Origin of the sequence: Selenomonas sp. F0473 (genome assembly GCF_000315545.1) — a bacterium.
Classification (GTDB): Bacteria; Bacillota; Negativicutes; order Selenomonadales; family Selenomonadaceae; genus Centipeda.
In genome coordinates this window covers 1,256,222-1,278,609 of sequence record NZ_JH992902.1, presented here as the reverse complement: position 1 = coordinate 1,278,609, position 22,388 = coordinate 1,256,222, and the positions used below count along the sequence as shown (strand labels likewise).

Sequence of the window (22,388 nt, the reverse complement as noted above, 5' to 3'; positions counted from 1 at the left end):
AAGAGCCGGAGCATCAAACGTACCGGCTCTTTTATCGTGCAGAGCGCAGGTCACTGCGCTTTGCCCTTGAGGTATTTGTCAAAGAACGCGATAATGACCTTCATAACCTCCGGCTGCACCCAGTAATCGCCGCCGTGGAGCGCGTGCGGAATGACGTAACGCGTCGAGGCGATGCCGTGCGCGCGCAGCGCCTCGTGCAGGAGGTTCGTCTGGCTTGGGGAGACCGCAGTGTCGTTTGTGCCGTGCATAAAGAGGAACGGCGCGGTCTGCTTCGAGATATAGGTGATCGGATTCGCCGCCTTTGCACCCTCAGGATTGGCGAGGATCCCGCCATCCTTGCCGCCGAATACGGGCGAGCCGTTCACCCAGAGCGCCTCGGTGGCGCCCGGCGATCTGTGCGCGGCCTGCACAGCGTCCGAATAGTCCGCGCCGACCTTCGTCAGATCCGAGAGACCGTACATGTCGAGCGCCGCCTGCACATCGCTCGACTGATCGAGGTGCTCGCCGACGTCGAACTCTTTGTCGCCGTTGGTCGTGCCCATCATCGCGGTGAGATAGCCGCCCGCAGAGCCGCCGATGATGCCGATGTGCGCGGGATCGATGTTGAACTTCTCCGCATGCGCGCGCAGATAGCGCACGGCCGCCTTCACATCCTCGAGCGGCTGCGGAAAGATTGCGGTCGGCGCGACGCGGTACTCGATGCTCGCGACGACGTAGCCGGCCTCGGCGAGATCCATGCGCTGCTGGAGATAGCTGTCCTTGTTCGCGTTGATGAAGCCGCCGCCCGTGACGTAGACGAGCGCGGGCATGGGCGCCTTTGCCTGCGGCTTGAGGATGTCCATGCGCAGGGGGATGCTTTCATAGCCGCGGCTCGGCACCTGCGCATACACGACGTTCGAGATATAGGAGACGTACGGGCGCGTCTTCGTGACGTCGAGCCGCTCGCTCCCCTCCGGAATCACAACCGGCCGCTCCGCTAGGGCAGGCGAACCGCCCATCTCCGCATCGCGCATATCCGGCATCGCCTGTGCCGCCATTGCCGTCCCTCCCATCGCCGAAATCATCAGTGCCAGCAGCAGTGCCTTTGTCTTCATAAAATCCCTGCCTCTCATTTTGATAAACAGTTCCCCAAAATATAAAAAGACGCACCGTACGCGCGTCTCACCATACGAATCGCCTGCACTAGGCGGACAGAACTGTTTTCGTCCGCGGGGGCGCGGTTTTATCCGCGGCGTGCCAAACGACGGCCGCGATATCCGCCTCTCGTACATAAGGCCAGTCAAAGAACTCCACTCCGTCGAGTTCGATGAGAAATGCGCGTCCGCGACGGTCGTCTTGAATATTGACAATCGTTCCTTCGCGGCCGTCCGCCAGCCGTATAACGTCAAGTTCCTGGAGTTTCAATGAGCTCACCTCACTTATCTACATAAATTGATATCAGCTTGGGGGCATGTGCGCCTTGATCCAACTGCCAGCATGTCCGCGCTTTTGCCGTTCTCCCGTCTATGCCGGAGAGTTCAATCACACCGGAAAACTGCCGCCCATACGCGCCTGTCCGCTCGACGACCGACATTTCGGGCAGAGCTTTTCGTATGGACTTAATCAAGGCTGCGCCGCTGTCTTGATGATACCCCAACGCCCGTTCAAATGCAATTGCTTTGTCGGCACCGCGCGGATGGCGCATATTGAACCCGTAGTCGAAGATCTTTTCCTTTGGGATAAGCGCGCTTTCATAATGGGGCAACGTCATCTGCGTCACCTTGCATGATGTTGAATCTGCAATTACATTTTATCATCCCGCATAAGGGAATGCAATAAAGATGCGTCGCCGTCATCGTGCGCATGCTATAATATGAGGAAATTCCATGAGGCTTTTGTAAAGGAATAGAACGATGGATATGTTGACTTTTCCCGTGAAACTTGCATGCGCCGCCCTCTGCGGCGCGGCCGTTCTCCTCTCCTCCGCCTGTGCGGACGCGTCCGATCCGATGACGGACGCGCATCACCCCGCGTATGTGCGGCGCACGGTGCTGCCCGACAATGCGCGGGCGCGACGCGAGATGCCGACCGTGGGGGGCCTGCGCGCATATGCGCCCGCACGGGCGGCGCTCGTCGATCCCGCGGCGACCGCGGAAACGCGGGCCCTATACGCGTATCTCACGGCGGTCGGGCGCGCGGGATACGTGATCTACGGGCACCAGAACGACGCGCATCATAAGGCGTTCCGCACGGAGGATGGGACAAACTCCGATACGAAGGACGCCGTCGGCGCGCTCGCGGGTATCGTCGGCATGGACGCGCTTTCCCTCACGGGCGAGGAACTGGAGCTGACGGAAGCGGAGCGCGCGGCGGGCGTCACCCATACGGATAAACTCGTCCGTATCGCACGCGGCGCGTCGCGGGAGGGCGCGATCCTCACGTTTTCCATGCACATGCCGAATTTCGCGCGCGTCGCGCGGCGGCCGATGGTGAACGGCCGCTATGATTTCTCCGGCTATTCGCCGCGGCAGCTGTCGGGTAATGTGGTCCGCCGCTGTCTGCCGGGCGGCGATCTCCGCCCCGTCTACACGGCGTATCTCGATCTTGTCGCGGACTTCGCGCGGCGGCTTTCGGCGGAGGGGATCCCCCTGCTCTTTCGCCCGCTTCACGAGCATAACGGAGATTGGTTCTGGTGGGGCGCGCGCAGTTCGTCGGCGGAGGACTTCGCCGCGCTCTGGCGCGCGACGGTAGAGTACCTGCGCGATGAACGGGGCGTACACAATCTGATCTACGTCTATTCGCCGAACGGCCCGTTCGATACGGAGGAGGAATACTTGGACCGTTATCCCGGCGACGATTATGCGGACGTCTTCGGATTCGACCTCTACGACGACGACCATACGGACGCGTGGATCGGCACGCTCGACCGGTCGGCTGCGGCCGCAGCGCGGGCGGCGGCGCGGCACGGGAAGATCGCGGCGCTGACCGAGGTCGGCGTGCATATGGACGGCGGCGGCCTCGCGCTCACGGGCAGCGCGGACAAGACATGGTATACTGAGATCTCCGCGGTTGTGCGGCGGCACCATATGCCGTATTTCATGACGTGGGCGAACTTTGAAAAGGAACGCCGCAACTTCTATCAGCCGTACATGACGGACGATGTATACGGGCACGAGATGATCGACGGCTTCGTCGCGTTCTACAACGAGCCGTCGTCCCTCTTCGCCGACGGCATCGCCGACTACCGCAGGATGCCCGTATCGGCGCGATAAATATAAATTTACGGCAGGAACTTTCGCTTCTTCGCGAATATCCGTACGTAGGGAATACCGTACCATAGGAAAGGGAGTCTTATCTCATGAAATCTCTGCGCAGTAAATTTATGGCGGCGCTGCTGGCGCCCGTCATCGGCCTGTCTCTGCTGATCGTGGGACTGCTGCTGGTGATGACGAACAGCCGCGACCACGAGACGCAGGCGCAGTTCCGCACGATCCTCTACGACGATTACGACAACATGATCCGCGTCGGGACGCAGCTCGCGCTCTACGAAGTGCAGAGCGCCTACGACGCCTACAAAGACGGGCGCCTCACCAGAGGACGAGGCGAAGACGGAAGCGGCCGCGCGCGTCAAGCAGCTGCGCTACGGAGCGGATAACAGCGGCTATTTTTGGATCGACGACACGAATTATATCCTCGTCGCCCATCCGTTTTTGGAGAAAAAAAAGAAGGAACGAACCGCGCGGACGAGCAGGACCCGGAGGGCAACTACGTCATCCGCAGTCTGATCAAGGCGGCGAACGACGGCAGCGGCTACAGCAATTTCATGTGGGAAAAGCCCGAGGATGTCGGCACGGGACGCCTCTCGCCGAAGCGCGCCTACTCGCTGAAGTTCGCTCCGTGGGGCTGGGTCATATCGACGGGCAACTATGTCGACAATATCGACACCTATCTTTCGCAGCGCAGCGAGGAGAACCGCACCGGCGCCTATGAGCAGCTGGGCCTTTCCGTGCTCTGCATCGCGCTGGCGCTCATCGTCTGCGTCATCGTCGCCGTGCGTGTCAGCACCGGCGTGACGCGTCCCGTGACGGATATGTCGCGGGCCTTTTCCAAGAACGCGCAGGGCAAGATTAAGATTCACCCGATTGAGAACGACAGCGCAGACGAAATCGGCGTTCTCTCGCGTACGATGAACGATTTCAGCGCGCAGATCAAGACGATGATCGGCTCGCTCGCGAAAGGCGCTTCGGCGCTCGGCGAGATGTCGAGCACGCTCAGCCACTCTAATACGAGCGTCCTCGAATCCGGCGAACAGATCAGCCGGACGATCGAGAACATCGCGAACGGCGCGACCGATCAGGCGATGCACACGCAGAACATCCACGATAACGTCCAGTCCATCGAGTCCGCGCTGCAGGAGAACGAGACGATGCTGCGCGATCTGAAGGATGTCAGCGCCAGCGTCAACGAGGAAAAGGAACACGGAACACAGGCCGTCGAAGCCCTCATGCGGGAGACCAAGCAAGTGAACGCGAATGTCGCGCGCATCGCGACCCTCGTCACGGAGAGCCACGCGAGCGCGGGCAAGATCGGCGAGGCGAGCACGATGATCGAGTCCATCGCGGAACAGACCCAGCTCCTCGCGCTGAACGCAGCCATCGAGGCCGCCCGCGCAGGCGAGACGGGGCGCGGATTCGCCGTCGTCGCGGGCGAGGTGCGCAAACTCGCCGAGCAGACCGCCCTATTTACCAACGATATCAAGACCGTGATTCTCGCCCTGCAGCGGGACTCTGAGAACGCCGTAACCTGCATCAAGGACGTCGAGTCGTCCGCCGAGGCGCAGACGGCCGCGATCGAGTCGACGCGCAGCAACTATATCAACATCGCCGGCTCGATCGATCGGATGGAGAATGCCGTCGTCAACCTGGAGCACTCGATTTCCGATATCTTTGCCAACGTCAAAGAGATCGCGCCGCTCGTCGGATCGCTCGCCGACAACGCACAGAACAGCGCCGCGAGCACCGAGGAGATGGCGGCGAGCGTCCAGCAGCAGACGAACGCGATCAACGAAATGGCGGACGTCGCCCGTCAGCTTGCCGAGGAAGTCGGCGCAATCAAAGGCCAGATCGAGACGTTCGATATCTGAGCGGGACATAGACGCGCATCAAAAGAGACCGTCGTACCAATATCGGAGGTACGGCGGTCTTTTTTGATGCGGTAAAGTGTCGATAGATACGCGTCTTTGGATGGTATAGAACAGGAAATATTTTTGTAAACTAATATTTAAAATATTGTTGACAATAAAACATATTTAGAGTTATCATAAACAGAACGAATAAAGGAGGCATGTTTCTGTGAAATATTTGGAGATTCGAGAATTGGCGCGCTGTGGGATTTTCATCGCGCTCATTACGGTGGGGTCGTGGATCCGCATTCCGGTCGGGACGGATGTCTATACGCTGCAGTTCCTGTTTACGTTGCTCGCAGGCCTCGTGCTCGGTCCGCGGCGCGGGGCGCTCGCGGTCGGCACCTATGTGCTGCTCGGGCTCGTGGGCGTGCCGGTCTTTGCGATGGGCGGCGGGCCCTCGTATCTCTTACAGCCGACGTTCGGCTATCTGCTCGGCTTCATCGTGCAGGCGTATTTCTGCGGACGCTGGGCGCGCATGACGGCGGAGCCGGGATTTCGGCGCCTGTTGCTCGTGAATCTCGGCGGCATGGCGATCGTCTACGGGATCGGCATCAGCTGGTTTTATCTCGCGTCGAACTATCTGCTCGAGGCGCCGATCGCGCTCTGGACGGCGATCCTCTATTGCGGCATTCTCCAGACGCCGCCCGATCTCCTCATCTGCGGCGCGGCGGCGTGGCTCGCCGTGCGGTTCCGCCGCGCAGGGGCGTGGCAGACGGAGCCGGCGGTCCGTCTCCCGGTAAAGGATGTGTAATCGATGGGAAAAGCGCTTTTTGTGACGGGGACGGGCACGGATGTCGGCAAGACCTATGTGACGGGCCTCATCGTGCAGAAGCTCCGCGCGGCGGGGCATCGGGCGGGCTATTATAAGGCGGCGCTCTCGGGGGCGGTGCCGGATACGAACGGGGCGCTCCTGCCGGGGGATGTGCTGCATGTGCAGCGCGCGGCGGGGATTCCGCCGGGGGGGCCGCCCGCAGTGTCCTATGTCTACCGGGAGGCGGTGTCGCCGCATCTGGCGGCGCGGTGGAATGACGATCCGATCGATCCGGACCGCGTGCGCAGAGATTTTGCGCGGGCAAAGGACTACTATGAGCTGCTGACGATGGAGGGCAGCGGCGGCATCATCTGCCCGCTGCGTTGGGACGCGGCGCAAAAAATGATTTTGGACGATCTCATCAAAATGCTTGGGCTCGGCACGCTCGTGGTCGCGGATGCGGGGCTCGGTACGATCAACGCGGCGGCGCTGACCGTCGAGCATTTAGAGCGGCGCGACATCCCCGTGCGCGGCGTGATCCTCAACAACTATCACGCGGGTGACGCGATGGAGGAGGACAACCGCCGCATGATCGAGGAGATGACGGGCGTCCCCGTCATCGCGGCGGTCGCGTCGAACGCAGAGGAACTCGATATCGACGCGGCGCAGCTCGCGGCGCTGTATCACTGAAAAGAGGAGAGCAATGAAAGCACGCGCTATGGAAGAGCGGGATCTCGCGCACATCTGGCATCCCTGCTCGCAAATGAAGGACTATGAGGAGCTGCCGCCCATTGTCGTGCAGCGCGGCGAAGGGGTATGGCTGCATGACATCTACGGGAGGCAATATCTCGATATCGTGAGCTCGTGGTGGGCGAATCTCCTCGGACACTGCAATCCGGACATTAATCAAGCGATCAAGGAGCAGCTCGATCGGCTCGAGCATGTCATCTTTGCCAATTTTTCCCACGAGGGGGCGATCCTCCTTGCCGAGGAGCTGGCGGAGATCGTGCCGCCGGGGCTGACGAAGTTCCACTTCAACGACAACGGTTCGGCGGCGGTGGAATGCGCGCTCAAGATGTCGTTCCAATACTATTTGCAGACGGGAAAGCCCGAAAAACAGCGGTTCATGTGCCTGACGGAGGCGTACCACGGCGAGACGATCGGCGCGCTCTCGGTCGGGAGCATGGATCTCTTCGCGCGGATGTATCAACCGATGATGATGGATAACATTCACGTCGAGGCGCCCGACTGCTATCGCTGTCCGTACGACGAAACACGCGCGCACTGCGACTGCCCATGTTTTGCGCACGCGGAGCGGGCGTTTGAAACGCATGCGCACGAGATGGCGGCGATCATCGTGGAGCCGCTCCTCCAAGGCTGCGCGGGGATGCGCATCTATCCGCCGCTGTATCTCAAAAAACTGCGCGCCCTCTGCGACGCCTACGATGTGAAGCTCATCTGCGACGAGATCGCAACGGGCTTCGGGCGCACGGGCAAGATGTTCGCCTCAGACCATGCGGGCATCACGCCCGACATTATGTGTCTCTCGAAGGGGCTGACGGGCGGATATCTGCCGATGTCCATTACCTGCGTCCGTGAAAATATTTATGAAGCGTTCTATGCGGACTATGCGGCGGGGCGCGCGTTCATGCACAGTCACACCTACGCGGGCAACCCGCTCGGGTGTGCGGCGGCGCGCGCGGTGCTGCGCGTCATGCGCGAGCAGCACATCCTCGCGCGGGCGGGCGAGACGGCGGCGTGGCTGACGGAGGAGATGCAGGACGCCTTCGGCGCGCATCCGAACGTCGGCGAGATCCGGCACATTGGCCTCATCCACGCGATCGAGCTGGTCGCCGACCGGGAGACGAAGTCGCCGCTCCCGCAGCGACGCACGGGCTATGAGATCTACAAACGCGCCCTGCGGCGCGGGCTCCTCCTGCGTCCGCTCGGCGACGTGCTCTACTTCAACCCCGCGCTTAATATCACGCGCGAGGAACTGCGCATCGCGATCGAGCGCGCGAAGGCGGCGCTCGAGGAGATATTGCCGCGCGGCGTGAAACGCGGGGATGTGAAGCGCGGCCTCTGCGCGTAGCCGTCTCGTCTCTCTGATTTTCACCCATACGAAAAGGCGCTGCCGCATCGTTTTGTGCGGCAGTGCCTTTGTGCTGTGCGCTTATTCCGCGCGCGTATAGGTATACATCCCCAGACGGTTGTTGACGAGGTAGAAGATGGGGATGAAGAGTTTTTTCCAGCCGGGCAGGAGGCGGCGCATCTCGTCGGTAAAGTTGATGAGGCCGATTTGGCGCATACGCGGCTCAAGACGGACGACCTCGCTGCCGTCCTTGACGCCCCAGCGGAAGGGGGCGTTCATGTTCTTGATCATGTCGTGGCGTTTGCTCTGTTTCTGCGTATAGGTGGAGATGAGGTCAAAATATGCCGTGAAGTCCGCGAACCCGTCGGTGAGGATGCGGAGAAAGCGCTGCACGTCGCTCTCCTCGAGGTACATGAGGACGCCCTCGGAGACGATGAGGAGCGGGCGGCCGCCTGTCTCGACATCCTGCGGCCATGTGGGGTCGAGCGCCGATTTCGCGATGCAGCGCACGCGCGGATTCTCCTCAAAGAGCTGTCTGCGCCACGCGATGACCTCGGGGAAGTCGAGGTCGTACCACAGGACGCGCCCGTCGTCGACGCGGGAGAACCGCGTGTCGAGGCCGCTGCCGACCGAGACGACGACGCTCTCGGGATGTGCGGCGAGGAACTTTCGAATCTCCGCGTCGATGGTCTTGGCCCGCGCGAGCACGCCGTAGTAGGACGCCCACGCATGCTTGAACTGCGCGAAGTCGTAATCGAGCATCGCCACGATCTCCGCCGACTTTGTATCGTGCAGCACCGAGTGCGGGCTGTCCGCATCCTTCGCGCGCACATAGAGCGTCGTGAGCAGCGTCTCCGCGACGCCCTCCAGCTTGATCTTCATTGGAACCTCCGGTTTCTTTTTATGCCGCTGACTATTTACAGCCTATTATACGGAGGCGTCGGTTCAAATACAAGTGGGAATCATTTTCTTTTTGGTTAAATAGATATAAGGGCATATGCTTGGCGCCGCGCGGTGCGGACGGCGGCGGCGCGTACTGCGCGAAAATCCCGCGTCGTACCGCAGCAATCTGAGTGACGTGGAAGTTTGGATGCAGAGCGCAGTATTCGACGAATAACGACGCTAGACGCCAAGATCGCACGTCACGTCTCTTAGTGATGGAACAGTCTGATATGCGTCATGGCCATCGCGATGCCGTATTTGTCGCAGGTCTCGATGACGTTGTCGTCGCGGATGGAGCCGCCGCTCTGGGCGATGTAGGAGACGCCGCTGCGGTGCGCGCGCTCAATGTTGTCGCCGAAGGGGAAGAATGCGTCGGAGCCGAGGGAGACGCCGCCGACGGTTTTTAGATACGCGCGCTTTTCTTCGGCGGTAAAGGGCGCGGGTTTTGCGGTAAAGAGCCGCCGCCAGTCGGCGGCGAGCTGCGCGTAGTCCTCGGCGTCCCCTGTGATGTAGACGTCGATCGCGTTGTCGCGGTCGGGGCGGCGAACGTCGCTGCGGAAGGGGAGGGAGAGCGCCTGCGGACTTTGGCGCAGATGCCACGTGTCCGCCTTGCTCCCCGCAAGCCGCGTACAGTGGAGGCGCGACTGCTGTCCCGCGCCGACGCCGATCGCCTGTCCGCCGGAGGCGTAGCAGACGGAGTTCGACTGCGTGTATTTCAGCGTGATGAGGGCGAGCAGGAGGTCGCGCCGCGCGTGCGCCGGGATGTCTTTATTGGCCGTTGGGATGTCCGTGAGGCAGTCCTCGGCGATGCGCACGTCGTTGCGCCGCTGCTCGAAGGTGACGCCATAGACGTCTTTATGCTCGACGGCGGGCGGCGTGTAGTTCTCATCCATTTGGAGGACGAGATAGCTGCCTTTGCGCTTGCTCTTTAAAATCCCGAGCGCGCCCGCGGTGTACCCCGGCGCGATGATGCCGTCGGAGACCTCGCCGCGCAGGAATTCCGCGAGGCTCTCGTCGCAAATATCGGAGACGGCGGCAAAGTCGCCGTAAGAACTCATACGATCTGCGCCGCGCGCGCGCGCATAGGCGGCGGCGACGGGCGAGAGGGAGCGCCCCCCCACGTGGCAGGCGCGCGCGAGCGCATCCTCGAGCGGGAGGCCGAGCGCGGCGCCCGCAGGGCTGACGTGCTTGAACGAGGCGGCGGCGGGTATCCCCGCCATGTCCCGCAGCTCGCGCACGAGCTGCCAGCTGTTGAGCGCGTCGAGCAGGTTGATATAGCCGGGGCGCCCGTTCAGCACGGTGAAGGGAAGTCCTCCGTCGGCGTAGACGCGCGCGGGCGTTTGGTTCGGGTTGCAGCCGTATTTCAGTGCGAGTTCGTTCATCGTGAGCGCTCCTTTTCTGCTTTCGTGTGAAGCGGGGGACGAGCCTTGCCGGACGAACGCCGCTTCACGGATGTCTCCTTGTATCATAGCACAAAGGCGGGGCGATGACCATATGGATGTCCGCCTGCTTGCGGGCGCAGTAAAACGGAGCGCATCCGAGACGGACGCGCTCCGCGCTGCTGCGCTTAGTTATGAATCTTTTTTTCGAGCAGGCGCAGCAGCAGGGCCTCATTATCCGCGACGCTGCGGCGCATCATATTCACGTATATGAGGTCGTTGCCGCCGGCAATATTATCGTTCAGCATATGCTTGATAGATGCAAGCGAGAGTTTCATCACGCCGGAACATCCAAGGGTATCGATACGATTTTGTATCATACGCTGCCGTTCGCCGTCGTCCATGATGTCTTCGCCGTAGTAATCGCCATAGATCAAGGAAAGCATCACACGGCTTGTAAAAAGCCCGCGCTCATCCTGCGGCATAGCGTCGAGCGCATCGTTCCATTCCTTTAGGAATTCCTGCGACGCGTTCGCGGGCGGGAAGACGACGCCGCCCCCGAAGTACAGCGTGCTTTTGCTGACAATACGGTCTTCCTGTGCAGGCACATCTCCTTTGACGGCATCCGCAGGCACGGCCCTTTGCGTTTCGGACAGGATGTCTTTGAAGCCGTCGGCAGGTTCCGGTATAGGTCCTTTTCGGCCGATGGAATCGGTGCCGGCGGTTCCCTTTATGCCGGCGCGCAGAATATCCATGAAAAGCCCTCCTCACAAAACCGATATGATGAAAACTAAACGGAAATATCGACGGCGATGCCTTGCTCCGACGGGGCGGATGCCCGGCTCTCGCTGCGCAGATCGCTGTGAATCCTGTCGAGAGAAATATGCCCGGCAGACGCCGCGCCGTATTTGTCATACAGCTTATTCATCTCGTCGAGATAGACGGAAGACAATGCGCGTGCGCGTGAGAATTCATTCGAGGTGGTTATTGCGGTATAGGTCCCGTAATCGTATTCGTAAGAGAGCGTCCGATTGCCCTCATGATCCCAGAACATGCTCGACGCCGGCATCTTTCCGCCCGTCCGCGCCATCGTTTCCTCATAGATCGCCTTCCGGTCAGGCGACACGCTCGATATAAATCCGCGGTAAAGAGCCCGGGATTCCTCCTCGTTGTGTTCGCCTGTGGCAAATACCTTTCGCGCAAGTTCGCGGGCCCTGTCGAAATAGTATTCATCCGGATGGTCCGGTGCTCTCTTTGTGGCGATTTTATCCCAGTTCGGCGGGCTGAACGTCAGGTTCGACGGCGTAAAGCGGAGAGAGAAATCGCCGTAGCGAACGCCGCGCAGCTCCGCCGCCGTGAGATTCATCGTCGGCGGCTTGACCGTCACCGCATTGTTTGACGGACCGGGCCGCCCGGGCGCCGTCATCTTTTGCATCAGACTCTGCACCATATCGTATTTGCTCATGATATGCATCGTTATTCCTCCTTGGAAACCGCGTTCATAGAACTGTCCTTACCATCTATATCGAATGAACTGCGGGATTCGGATAACCCTGGAGTGAAAAAATTATGCGCTTCAACGCCGGCCGCGCGGAAGCGTATTTTTAATTGTATTATATATCATGCGCCGGCAACAAAGAACAAAATCTTCTAAATACTGTATTTTCCAAGCGTAAAGTAGTATAATAGGACAGGCGGGAGCGGTTGGGATGAGAGCGAAGGGAGGGCGTATATGACGCTGCGGCTCGGACATATCGCGTTTCTGAACGTCCTGCCGCTGACCTATGCGCTCGCGCACGGGGCGGCGGAGGGACTGTCGGTTTTGCGGGCGTCGCCCGCGCAGCTGAACGGGACGCTCGAGGCAAAGGGCCTCGACGTCTCGGGTATCTCCTCGATCACGTATGCGCGTCATGCGGACGAGCTTCTCATGCTGCCGGATGTGTGCATCGCCTCGGACGGCGATGTGCGCAGCGTGCTGCTCGTCAGCCGCGTCCCTGCGGAGGAGATCGGAACGCGGCGCGTGCTCCTCTCTGATAAGTCGGCGTCGTCTCACGCCCTGCTGAAGATCATCCTGCGCCGTGCCTACAATGCCGCTCCCTCTTATGAAGTGCGGGCGCTCACGCCCGACGATCCCGTCCCAGCGGGAGCGGCGGCATCGCTGTTCATCGGAGACGACGCGCTCGAACTTTATCACCGGCCGCCCGCGGACTGCCGTATCTACGACCTCGCGCGGGAGTGGAAGCGCCTCACGGGGCAGCGGATGGTGTTCGGCATCTGGGCGGCGGTGCGTTCCTTCGCGGCGGAACATCCGGCAGAGCTCGCCGCAGTCCATACGCGCATCAAAGATGCGTTCCGAACGTGGCCGGCGGTGCGGGATGCGGCAATCGGCGCGGCGCTCCTAGGCGGGCGCTTTACCCGCGCGGAGCTGACGGCCTACCTCGGCAGCGCCGTGGTCTGGCAGCTCGACGAGGCGTCTCTCCGGGGCCTGCGGCTCTTTTACAGGTACGCGGCGGAGGACGGACTCATCCCCGCCGCGCCGCAGATTGCGTTCGCGCGCGTTTGACGCGGCGGAGGCTTTATAGTAAAATATATCCGAAATAAAGAGAACGATGAAGAGAAGGGAGCGCGATGATTGATGCGAGTGTGGACACTTCTTTTAGCGGCACGAGGACTCCTTTGGGGCGTGCGTAAACTGAGGGCGCGCCGGCATTTCCGGCGATGCCTCACCGCCAGCGCCGTGCTCGCGGTTGCCGCGCCTCTTGCCATTCACGGCCCCGCCGAGGCGGCGCATATTCTCGTCAAAGAAGGGATGCGCGGCGGCGCGGTCCGCCACGTGCAGGAACTGCTCGTGAGCGCGGGCTATCTCGAGGCGGGCGGCGCGGACGGCGTCGCGGGGCCAAAGACGCGCGCGGCGATCGAGCAGTGTCAGACCGATCACATGCTCGTCGTGGACGGCATCTGCGGCGAGGCGACATATCTCGCGCTCTCGGGCGGCGTACCGTACGACCCCGTCGCGCTCGGCATCGCGGAGGAACGCGCGCCCTCGGTCAGCCGCGGCAGCGGACGGTCGCTATTCGTCTCGGCGACCGCGTACAGCGCGTACGACCCCGGCAATTCGAACCGCACGGCAACCGGCACGCCCGTGCGATACGGGGTCATTGCCGTCGACCCGTCGGTGATTCCGCTTGGCACGCGCGTCTTTATCCCGGGTTATGGGGAGGCTATTGCGGAGGATGTTGGCGGGGCCATCCGCGGCAACCGCATCGACGTCGCGTTCGACTCGCACGAAGAGGCGCTGATATTTGGTCGGCAGGAACTGGAAATTTTTATCATGGAGTAAAACGGCGATTTTTATGAATCTCACTGTAGAGCGGCAGAATGAACTGATCCGCTACGCCGCGGCGGCGGGCGCATATTTCCTCATGCTCACCGCGGCATATATCGATATGGGGCAGGACATGGGCGCGGAGTATTTTGTACCCGCGCTCATTCCTATTCTTACGGTGCTCGTCCTCCTGCAGTACGGCACGGGCGTCGCGCTCTTCTCGCGCGGCATGTGCGGCGCGATGGCCGCGGGCGTGCTCTGGTGCGTCGCCTTCCCCCTGCTTTACGCGTGGACGTACGCGCAGGACTGGTACCGCTCGCTCATCTACTACGACTTCCTCATCGGCACCGCGAACATGATCCTGCTCGCGGCGTTTGGCGGCGTGCTCTTTCATCTCGGGCATAAAAAAATAACCGCCGCCCTCCTTGCCGCGGTATCCTTTCTCATGGCGCTCATACCGCTCACGCAGATCGCGTACTACATGACCGTATGGCACGCGCTCTCGCCCGCCTCGCTCATGGCGATTTATCTTACGAACTGGCACGAGGCGGGGGACTACATCGAGTCCACCGTGGGGACGGTGCCGGCTGTGTTCATCACGATCGGCCTCCTCGCGCTCGTCTATCTCTCCTATCGCAGCTTTCTTATCCTCGCGCGCGGCATCTACCCTTCGGCGGAGGGCTCGCGCATGGGGGCGTTGGTTGCCGTCATTCTCGTCGCCGCGGGGGTGAACGTCGCCCTCCTCCCCGCGTGTTCGATTGCGGGCGTTTATAAGGATGTGACGGACTACGTCACGGAGACCCAGTCCTACAGTCTGCATCAGGACGAGCGGTTCAACTCGCTCATCATCGATCAGGCGAATACGCTCGCCGCGCGCGCGCCGGGCACGGTCATCTTCATCATCGGAGAGTCCGCCTCGCGCGACTATATGCACATCTACACGCCGGGCTTCCCGTACGACGATACGCCGTGGATGGAGCACATGACGGAGGATCCGGGCTTCATCCTCTATCAAAACACCTATTCCTCGTGGACGCAGACCGTCCCTGTTCTCGAGCGGGCGCTGACTGAAAAGAGCCAGTACAACGACAAGGAGTTCTTCGAATCCGCGTCGCTGCTCGACGTGGCAAAGAGAATCGGCTACAAGACGTATTGGTTCAGCAATCAGGGACGCTACGGGCAGTTCGACAGCGCGATCACGATGGTCGCAAAGACGGCGGACGAGGCCGAGTGGACGGACGACTCCTATACGTTCACATCGAAATACGACGAGGAACTCCTCCCGTATCTGACGCGCATCGACCCGCACGCGAACAACTTCATCGTCCTGCACCTCATGGGCAGCCACATCTACTACAACAACCGTTATCCAGAGGCGTGGGCAAAGTTCGAATCGGCGGACGGCGACTCTACGATGACAAGCGCGCCGTCATACGCGAACAGCGTCCTTTACACCGACCATATCCTCAAAGAGATCTTCGACTACGCGCAGAAAAACCTCAATCTGCGCGCGATGGTCTATTTCTCCGATCACGGGGAGAATCTCAAGATCTCGCACAACCCGGACGTGTTCCGGTTCGACATGGTGAAGATCCCGTTCTTTATCTACCTCTCGCCGGAGTACCGCGCGGCGTTCCCGCGCCGGAGCGAAACCCTCGCGTCGCGGCGGGACGCCTACTTTACGAACGATATGATGTACGATACCGTCTGCGGCCTCCTCGGCGCGCCGAGCAACCGCTATGACCCGCGGCAGGACTTCTCGAGCCCCGCCTACGGCTTTACGCGCGAGACGCTCACGACCATGTTCGGCATGCACAGCCTCACGGAGGACACCGAGCCGCCCATCTATGCCGTGCCGGGCGCTCCGGCAGAGGAAAAATAGGGGGCCGGCACCAATGTGAGGAGGGGGGAGATGCCCATGCTGCACGCGATCATCGACATCGGATCCAATACCGTCCGCATGGCGATTTACCGGATCGAGGGGCGCGCGTTCGACCTCCTGATGAAGCGGAAATATACCGTCGGCCTCGCGGGGTATCTCTCCCGCGGGCGGCTTGTGCGCGCCGGTATCGAAAAGACCGTCAAGATTCTGCGCGGATTCCGGCGCTATATCGAGACCTTCGATATCCGGCACGTGCACGCCTTTGCGACGGCGGCGCTCCGCAGCGCAACGAACAGCCGGGCCGCCGCGGCGGAGATCGCCCGGCGCACGGGGGTGAACGTCCGCATCATCTCGGGGGATGAGGAGGCGGCCTACGACTTCGTCGGGGCGACGCGCAGCATCCCGTATCCGGACGGCGTCATGATGGATATCGGCGGCGGCAGCACCGAGATTATTTCCTATGCGGATCATACCATGCGGGCGCGGTGGAGTTTATCGCTGGGGGCGCTCGCCCTGCGGCGGGATCATGTTGCGGGACTTCTTCCGACACGGGAGGAGTGCCGCCGTATGGAAGCGGTGGTACGGGCGGTGCTCGATGCCGATCCCGATGTATGCGCGCTGCGTGCCGTGCATATGGTCGGGCTTGGCGGCGTGCTCAGCAGCGCGAGCCGCATGTATGGGCTGCTGCATCCGGAGGGCGCGCCGCGCCTCTTGCCTGTGGAGACACTGCCGCTGCTCATCGATATGTTCAACACGCCAGAGCCGCTCGATGAGCAGCGCGCTGTGCTCCTCCTGCGTGCGGCGCCCGATCGTTTGCACAATATCGTTCCCGGTATGATCATTGCCCGCGTGCTTGCCGAGACCTTCGCGGCCGAGGATATCCTCTACAGCGATTCGGGCGTCCGCGAGGGGTATATCTGGAAAGAGATTATCGGCATCGGGGAGCCTTGACGATCGGAACCGGACATGGTACAATAGACACATAAAAAAGAGGCGCTGCCGATAAGCGGCTGCCCCCTTAGCAAATTGAACGAGAAACCCCGCCCGTTGCTGGAAACATTAGGCGGGGCTTTCTCAATCTAGGATTTAATCGCGATAATCAGCGCAAGCAACAACACGAGAGTCGTAAGAAACTCATATGTACCCATGCCAATCACCCCCCATATGTGTATACTCTTGGGGGCAAGATAAGAAATCGACCGCCTACCGTAGTTAGCAGTGCCTTATAGGCAGTATAACACGATGAAACATACGTTGCAATAACTTATACATAAAAAAAGCCCGCCGCGGTTCTCCGCGGCGGGCTTTTATCGTATCTTAGCCGTCGTTTTCGCCCATCCACTCCTCGGAGGAGATGGGACTGTCCTTTACCAGCGCGACAATCTCTTGATGCGCCTGTTCGATCTCCTCGGGAGAAAGGATCTGTGTCAGCGGCTTTGCAAGGAGCAAGCCGATATACGCCATATCCTCCTCTTTGAGCGAGCGCGTCGTCGGATTGAACGTCGAGAGGCGCAGCGCATGGAGGAAAATCCCGGGGTTCATCGTTGGAATATCCGCGACGCGCGCGCGTATCCCCATCCGTGCGATCACATCCATCGCTTCGTCCATATTCACGCTGCCCGTCGACGAGGCGAGCACGAGATGGGTATCCGTGCCGCCGCAGAGCACCGAGGCGCCGTGATCGGCGAGAGCGCGCGCGAGGACTTCGGCGTTCTTCAAGACCTGTTCCCCGTAGCGGCGGAACTGTTCGCTCGCGGCTTCGCGCAGGACGACGCCGAGCGCCGCCAGATGGTTCATATGGAGCGCGACATGCCCCGTATTGACGATCGCCGCATCCATGCACCCCGCGATATCGCGTTTGCAGAGGATGACCGCGCCATCGGGACCGCGCAGAGAGGCCGAGGTCGAGAACGTCACTACATCGGCGAACGGTACGGGCGTGGGCACAAGCCCCGCCGCAACAAGGCCGACGCACTGGCTGATGTCCACCCAGAGATAGGCGTCCACCGACTGCGCGATCTCATAGAGAATGCGGTAATCGACCGTGCGCGGATAACTGACCGGCGAAAAGATGATGAGACGCGGACGCACGCGTTCGGCCTGTGCCCGCACTTCGCCCCAGTCGATCTGCTGCGTCGAAGGATCGATGCCGTAGTTCTCGAACACATACGAGAGCCCCGTGCTGTGATCCTTCTTGCGCAGATTGAACGAGAGAACGCAGTCGCCCGGCTGGAGCAAGCCTTGGAAGACGACCCGCGAGGCGGAGGCGATACTGCCGAGCCGCACAATCGCGTGGTCGCTGCCGAACAGCGTCCGGGCGCGCGTCTGAACAATGGATTCGAGGTGAATACCCCCGCTTGCCGTCTCGTCGTGGTGGTCAAAGATGCTATTCGTGAGGATGCTCCCCTCGAGATACGCCGCGAACGGTGACATAGCGTTGATATTCGGCAGGAAGGAGAGCGTGTAGCGCTGGCGCTGCTCCTCTTCCTCCAGCAGAGTGAATATTTCCTCGTCGAACGATTTCAGATGGCTGAGCAACACTTTCTTTTTCATTGCCGATGTCTCCTCGTATAAAATCTGAGCGAAACGTCCGGTGACGTTTTCCATACCGTGTGCATCCGCGCCTTATCATCGGCGCAATATACCCCTAGTATAGCACAATGAAAAGCTTCGGTCACTCATATCCTGCGGATTTTTATTTCGCGAAGGGCCATACCATTGGAATGACGATCAAGCAGACGATGAGAGAAACCGCGACGAGCGGAATGCCGACCTTCACATAGTCCATGAAACGGAACTGGCCGGGGCCGAGGACGAGCGTGTTCGGCGGGGTCGCCACCGGCGTCGTGAACGCGCAGGATGCGGCGATACCGATCGCCATGACGACCGGATACGGCGAAACGCCGACCGTCTCCGCGATCGAGATCGCGATCGGCGCGAGCAGCGCTGCGGCAGCCGTGTTCGACATGAACTGCGTCAGACCGCAGGAGAGGACGAACATGGCGAAGACGATGACGTACGGCGACGGCGTGTCGCCCATGAGGCTAACGACGAAGTTCGCGATGAGAGCGCCCGCGCCCGTCTTATCCATGGCGCTGGCGAGCGGGAGCATACCGGCAAAGAGGAAGATCGTCGTCCAGTCGATGCCCTGATACGCCTGTTTCTCGTTGAGGCAGCCCGTCAATACGCAGATGAGCGCACCGATGATGGCGGACATATGCATCGGAACGTTGAGTTCTTTCTCAAAGACCATCGCGGCGATAACAGCGATAAGGATGGCGGCGCAGACATACATCTTGCTCGCGTTCGTCTTCTCCTCTTTTTCGATCGCTGCGTCGGCGTCATCTGTGCTGAGACCCTGTACCATGTGCTGCGGGCAGAGCTTACGGCCGATCGTGAGCATGTACGCCATACCCGCGATGGAGAGCGGAATGCCGATCCATGCGAACTCGAAGAAGCCGAACGGCTGGAGCCCGCTGGACTGAAGCGTTGCGCTCATGAGGATGTTCGGAGGCGTGCCGACCATCGTGATCGTACCGCCGACGTTCGCCGCGACGGCGAGCGCCATGAGCTGCGGAGAGACAGGCACCTTTGCCGCCGCGCAGATCTGGATCACGACCGGCATGAGGCAGGCGACCGTCGCCGTGTTCGAGGAGACCGACGAGAGGACGATCGTGATGAACATGATCGCAGCCATCAGCGGGGCCTCGCTGCTGCCGGACTTCTTAACGACGGCGATACCGATTTTCTGTGCGAGTCCCGTTTGGAACATCGCGGCGCCGATGACGAACATACCGGCGAACAGAACGACGGTGGAATTAGATAAACCGGAAAATACCTGTGTGGGTGTTAGCACGCCTAACAGACCCAGCGAGATCGCCGCACCCATCGCGGTGACGGCGAGCGGGATGATCTCGGTAGCGAAGAGTATCGCCGCCACCGCGAGAACCCCTAATGTCAGCATTGCTGCATCCATTGATTCATCTCCATTCATCAGTTCATAACTTTAGTTTCTGAAATATATTACAGAAACTTTCTTTGACGAATTCTTAATTCTCTATCTTTTCAGCAATTCCTTCTTTACTTTTACATAAAATGCAATAAAAAAATATAAAATTTTAAAATTAACAGCATAGTTTTTGACTATAAAAGAGGCGACCGGATTGATATGGCCGCGTATTCGTTTGAAAACGCCCGCGCCGTGTTGACAAGCGTATGCGAGTTCGCTATACTCCAATGTGAATTTATTTTGTTTTAACTTCATAAGCAGGTTCGGTGCCCGCGCGGACGTCGGCGTACTGCCGATGCGCGCGGGGTAACAGGGAAATCGGTGCAAAGCCGATGCGGTCCCGCCGCCGTAATGCCGAGGACGCCTCACGATGTCACTGGGAGACCGGGAAGACGGGGCGGACGATGACGCAGAGCCGGAAGACCTACCGAACCTCGTACGCCGGGAACGGCAGCACTCGTGTGCGCGCGGATGCGCAGCGCGATGCGCTGTGACCGCTGCATCCTGCGATGGACAGGACGGCAGATTTTTTTCGCATGAAATCGGCCCCGTCTGTTCTTGGCGGGGCTCTTCTTTTTGGAAAAGTCGGATGATGAAGGGGAACAAGGGCTGTATGGAATGCCGCGGGTGCCGGGGATGGCGCGTGCGGATTCCGGGAATTTTTAAGGAGGAACTGTCAAATGACGAAACGAAAGCTGGCGCTCGCGGTTGCACTCGCGGCGCTCGGGACGAGCACGGTGTGGATGAGCGGTGTATCCGCCGCAGAGAAGACGGATGCGCACGGGGGGGGGACAGGCTCCGTCGATACCTACGAGCTGGATCCTGTTGATGTCACGGGTCAGCGTGCGCCGGAACCGGCCGATACGACGCTGCCCGGCGGATTCGTAGAGGAGAGACCGACGGTCGGCATGCTCGGCAATCAGGATGTGATGGATGCGCCGTTTGCGGTCTCGAGCATGAGCCAAAAGGCGATCCGGACATTTAGTTCGCCCGCGGACGGCGTGAACGGTGTGCTTACGCTCGATCCGTCGGTGCGGGTCTGGTCGAGTCATCTCTATCAGGATATTGCGATTCGCGGGTTCCGAACGAACGGGCATACGCAATACATCAACGGCATCCCGGGGATGCTCGGGCAGTATAATATTCCGTACTACTGGGTGGACAGCGTGAGCGTGATCTCCGGGCCGAACCTCGGCGTCAGTGGTACGAGCCTCAGCGAGGCAATCGGCGGCACGGTCAATTATATCTCGAAGAAAGCGGAGCGCAAGGCCACGGAGGCCCGCATCTCCTACCTCGGCGGGCATTCCGTCGAGGAGGCGGTCGACGTGAGCACGCGCTTCGGCAAGGCCGACCGCTGGGGCGTGCGCATCACGGCGACCAATGTCGGCGGCGAGACGGCGATCAAACACGAGCGTCTCGTGCGTCAGAACATCTTCGTCAACCTCGATCAGCATACGGAAAAATCCCGGACGAATTTCCTGCTCGGCTACAACCATACGAAGCACAATGCGGGGCCCAGTACGATCAACTTTGATTTCAGCACGCTGACGAAGCTGCCGTCCGCCCCCGACCTGTCGCGCAGCTATAAGCCGTCGTGGTCCTACAATGAGTATGATAACCTCCTTGCGGTGCTCAATCATGAGCAGAAGCTCTCGGCGCATCTGACGGCCTTCCTCAATATGGGCGTTCATCGTGAGAACTGGTACGGCTATGTTGACGGTACGCCGAAGGTCTTCAACGAAGCGGGCGACTTTACGATCTCGATGTCCAACTGGCCGCTCGCCTTTACGCGTTTTTACACGGGAATCGGCCTGCGCGGCGACTTTAGGACGGGCGCCGTGCATCACGATTACCTCGTCGGGCTCGATCGGAACCGCCTGCACTACGACGGCGACGGCAAGAATTTCTGGTCGGGGACGGGCAATATCTACCGCGACAACGACTGGGCGAACCCGGGGGATCCGCATGCAAGCGCGCCGCATGACACGAATACGCTGATGCTGGGCTGGCATGTGGTCGATACGATGAAGGCGTTCGATGACAGACTCCAGTTTACCATGGGCATCCATGGGCACAGCGTGAAGGATACGCCCGCGAACAAGGAGTCCAAGAAAACGCACGCCATCTCGCCGACATTTGCCGTCAGTTGGAAATTCACACCGGATGTGATGGTCTATCTGGATCACACGGAGAGCTTTGGCCTCGGCAGTACGGTATCTACAACGGACGGCTATAAGAATGGGGGAGAGCGCCTCGATCCGGCGAAGACCAAGCAGAACGAGATCGGCGTGAAGGTCAAGGCGGGGAGCTTCCTCCACACGCTGAGCCTGTACCAGATTCGGCAGGCCAATGCGGTGGATGTCTATCGCGGCACAGACAAATATCGCCAGCTTGACGGACAGCAGGAAAACAGGGGCGTCGAGTGGGGCTTCACGGGGAATATTGCCAATCGTTGGGATATCATCGGCGGACTCTCCTATATGAAGGTGACGCAGCGCAAGACGTCCCGCGGACTCAACGACGGTAAGCCAGTGGACGGCATGCCGCACTGGTCGGGATCGATGGGCATCGTCTATCATCCCACAGAGGCGTGGTCTGTCATTGGACGCGCCAACTATGTGGGATCAACCACGATCAATAATGATAAGATCGGCGTTCCGTCCCACTTCATCTTCGACCTCGGCGCGAACTATCGGACGAAGATCGACCGGACGCCCGTGACGATCAGCGCGATGCTCTACAATGTCGCGGGTAAGGATTATTGGGTGGCGCGCGGGGCAAGCAGCACGCTTGGTCTCGGCTCGCCGCGGACGTTCACGCTCTCTGCGAACTTCGAGCTTTAAT

20 protein-coding genes, 1 pseudogene and 1 riboswitch are annotated in these 22,388 nt (G+C 60.4%); of the genes and pseudogenes, 12 read left to right on the top strand and 9 right to left on the bottom strand.

The window, feature by feature from the left end; genetic code table 11:
* Positions 1 to 50: 50 nt before the first annotated feature.
* The 3 genes from HMPREF9161_RS05860 to HMPREF9161_RS05850 all read right to left on the bottom strand — a co-directional run bounded on the left by HMPREF9161_RS05860 (position 51) and on the right by HMPREF9161_RS05850 (position 1,750).
* Positions 51 to 1,094, bottom strand: coding sequence for an alpha/beta hydrolase (locus HMPREF9161_RS05860; RefSeq protein WP_009728768.1), 1,044 nt, complete (start codon positions 1,092 to 1,094; stop codon positions 51 to 53).
* An 88-nt stretch (positions 1,095 to 1,182) separates the two neighbouring features.
* A complete protein-coding gene (locus HMPREF9161_RS05855) occupies positions 1,183 to 1,404 on the bottom strand; it encodes a hypothetical protein (RefSeq protein WP_009728767.1) in 222 nt (73 codons plus the stop codon).
* A gap of 10 nt (positions 1,405 to 1,414) precedes the next feature.
* Positions 1,415 to 1,750 (bottom strand): DUF6883 domain-containing protein, encoded by a 336-nt coding sequence (locus HMPREF9161_RS05850; RefSeq protein WP_009728766.1) that lies wholly within the window; start codon positions 1,748 to 1,750, stop codon positions 1,415 to 1,417.
* Positions 1,751 to 1,892: 142 nt separating this feature from the next.
* On the opposite strand from HMPREF9161_RS05850, the gene HMPREF9161_RS05845 reads away from it, so the two are divergent.
* From HMPREF9161_RS05845 to bioA, 7 genes and pseudogenes are all read left to right on the top strand, one after another.
* Positions 1,893 to 3,251, top strand: a complete 1,359-nt coding sequence (locus HMPREF9161_RS05845; RefSeq protein WP_009728765.1) for a glycoside hydrolase family 26 protein — start codon at positions 1,893 to 1,895, stop codon at positions 3,249 to 3,251.
* An 86-nt stretch (positions 3,252 to 3,337) separates the two neighbouring features.
* Positions 3,338 to 3,634 carry a hypothetical protein gene (locus HMPREF9161_RS09950; RefSeq protein WP_009728764.1) on the top strand — a complete coding sequence of 99 codons (297 nt, stop codon included), beginning with the start codon at positions 3,338 to 3,340 and terminating at the stop codon, positions 3,632 to 3,634.
* Positions 3,615 to 3,665 (top strand): annotated as a pseudogene (locus tag HMPREF9161_RS10195) (hypothetical protein); the annotation flags it as partial. The gene HMPREF9161_RS09950 and the pseudogene HMPREF9161_RS10195, both read left to right, overlap by 20 nt.
* Complete coding sequence (locus HMPREF9161_RS10190; RefSeq protein ID WP_009728763.1) at positions 3,647 to 5,122, top strand: methyl-accepting chemotaxis protein; 1,476 nt, start codon at positions 3,647 to 3,649, stop codon at positions 5,120 to 5,122. The pseudogene HMPREF9161_RS10195 and the gene HMPREF9161_RS10190, both read left to right, overlap by 19 nt.
* A gap of 208 nt (positions 5,123 to 5,330) precedes the next feature.
* Complete coding sequence (locus tag HMPREF9161_RS05830; protein ID WP_009728762.1) at positions 5,331 to 5,915, top strand: biotin transporter BioY; 585 nt, start codon at positions 5,331 to 5,333, stop codon at positions 5,913 to 5,915.
* Between the two features lie 3 nt (positions 5,916 to 5,918).
* Positions 5,919 to 6,605 (top strand): dethiobiotin synthase, encoded by a 687-nt coding sequence (bioD, locus tag HMPREF9161_RS05825; RefSeq protein WP_009728761.1) that lies wholly within the window; start codon positions 5,919 to 5,921, stop codon positions 6,603 to 6,605.
* Positions 6,606 to 6,618: 13 nt separating this feature from the next.
* A complete protein-coding gene (gene bioA, locus HMPREF9161_RS05820) occupies positions 6,619 to 8,007 on the top strand; it encodes an adenosylmethionine--8-amino-7-oxononanoate transaminase (RefSeq protein ID WP_009728760.1) in 1,389 nt (462 codons plus the stop codon).
* Between the two features lie 81 nt (positions 8,008 to 8,088).
* On the opposite strand, the gene HMPREF9161_RS05815 is transcribed toward bioA, so the two are convergent.
* From HMPREF9161_RS05815 to HMPREF9161_RS05800, 4 genes are all read right to left on the bottom strand, one after another.
* Positions 8,089 to 8,889: a class I SAM-dependent methyltransferase gene (locus tag HMPREF9161_RS05815; protein WP_009728759.1), complete on the bottom strand. Its 801-nt coding sequence runs from the start codon at positions 8,887 to 8,889 to the stop codon at positions 8,089 to 8,091.
* 269 nt (positions 8,890 to 9,158) lie between these two features.
* On the bottom strand, positions 9,159 to 10,331 hold the full coding sequence (locus HMPREF9161_RS05810) for a phosphoribosylaminoimidazolecarboxamide formyltransferase (RefSeq protein ID WP_009728758.1): 1,173 nt from the start codon (positions 10,329 to 10,331) through the stop codon (positions 9,159 to 9,161).
* 185 nt (positions 10,332 to 10,516) lie between these two features.
* A complete protein-coding gene (locus tag HMPREF9161_RS05805; protein ID WP_009728757.1) occupies positions 10,517 to 11,083 on the bottom strand; it encodes a hypothetical protein in 567 nt (188 codons plus the stop codon).
* Between the two features lie 35 nt (positions 11,084 to 11,118).
* Positions 11,119 to 11,802 carry a hypothetical protein gene (locus HMPREF9161_RS05800; RefSeq protein ID WP_009728756.1) on the bottom strand — a complete coding sequence of 228 codons (684 nt, stop codon included), beginning with the start codon at positions 11,800 to 11,802 and terminating at the stop codon, positions 11,119 to 11,121.
* Positions 11,803 to 12,060: 258 nt separating this feature from the next.
* On the opposite strand from HMPREF9161_RS05800, the gene HMPREF9161_RS05795 reads away from it, so the two are divergent.
* From HMPREF9161_RS05795 to HMPREF9161_RS05780, 4 genes are all read left to right on the top strand, one after another.
* Positions 12,061 to 12,891: a menaquinone biosynthetic enzyme MqnA/MqnD family protein gene (locus HMPREF9161_RS05795; RefSeq protein WP_009728755.1), complete on the top strand. Its 831-nt coding sequence runs from the start codon at positions 12,061 to 12,063 to the stop codon at positions 12,889 to 12,891.
* Positions 12,892 to 12,963: 72 nt separating this feature from the next.
* A complete protein-coding gene (locus tag HMPREF9161_RS05790; RefSeq protein ID WP_009728754.1) occupies positions 12,964 to 13,668 on the top strand; it encodes a 3D domain-containing protein in 705 nt (234 codons plus the stop codon).
* Positions 13,669 to 13,681: 13 nt separating this feature from the next.
* Positions 13,682 to 15,535 carry a phosphoethanolamine transferase gene (locus HMPREF9161_RS05785; protein WP_037348603.1) on the top strand — a complete coding sequence of 618 codons (1,854 nt, stop codon included), beginning with the start codon at positions 13,682 to 13,684 and terminating at the stop codon, positions 15,533 to 15,535.
* A gap of 36 nt (positions 15,536 to 15,571) precedes the next feature.
* Positions 15,572 to 16,486 (top strand): phosphatase, encoded by a 915-nt coding sequence (locus HMPREF9161_RS05780; protein ID WP_037348817.1) that lies wholly within the window; start codon positions 15,572 to 15,574, stop codon positions 16,484 to 16,486.
* A gap of 366 nt (positions 16,487 to 16,852) precedes the next feature.
* Here HMPREF9161_RS05780 and HMPREF9161_RS05775 read toward each other — a convergent pair whose 3' ends face one another.
* Together HMPREF9161_RS05775 and HMPREF9161_RS05770 are read right to left on the bottom strand one after the other, a co-directional pair.
* The gene (locus HMPREF9161_RS05775; protein WP_009728751.1) at positions 16,853 to 18,088 is read right to left on the bottom strand and encodes a hypothetical protein; all 1,236 of its coding nucleotides are present in this window, start codon (positions 18,086 to 18,088) and stop codon (positions 16,853 to 16,855) included.
* 142 nt (positions 18,089 to 18,230) lie between these two features.
* On the bottom strand, positions 18,231 to 19,511 hold the full coding sequence (locus HMPREF9161_RS05770) for an SLC13 family permease (RefSeq protein WP_009728750.1): 1,281 nt from the start codon (positions 19,509 to 19,511) through the stop codon (positions 18,231 to 18,233).
* 280 nt (positions 19,512 to 19,791) lie between these two features.
* Positions 19,792 to 19,991: riboswitch (cobalamin riboswitch) on the top strand.
* 233 nt (positions 19,992 to 20,224) lie between these two features.
* On the opposite strand from HMPREF9161_RS05770, the gene HMPREF9161_RS05765 reads away from it, so the two are divergent.
* Entirely contained in the window at positions 20,225 to 22,387 is a 2,163-nt protein-coding gene (locus HMPREF9161_RS05765) for a TonB-dependent siderophore receptor (RefSeq protein ID WP_009728749.1), read from the top strand.
* Position 22,388 lies beyond the last annotated feature (1 nt).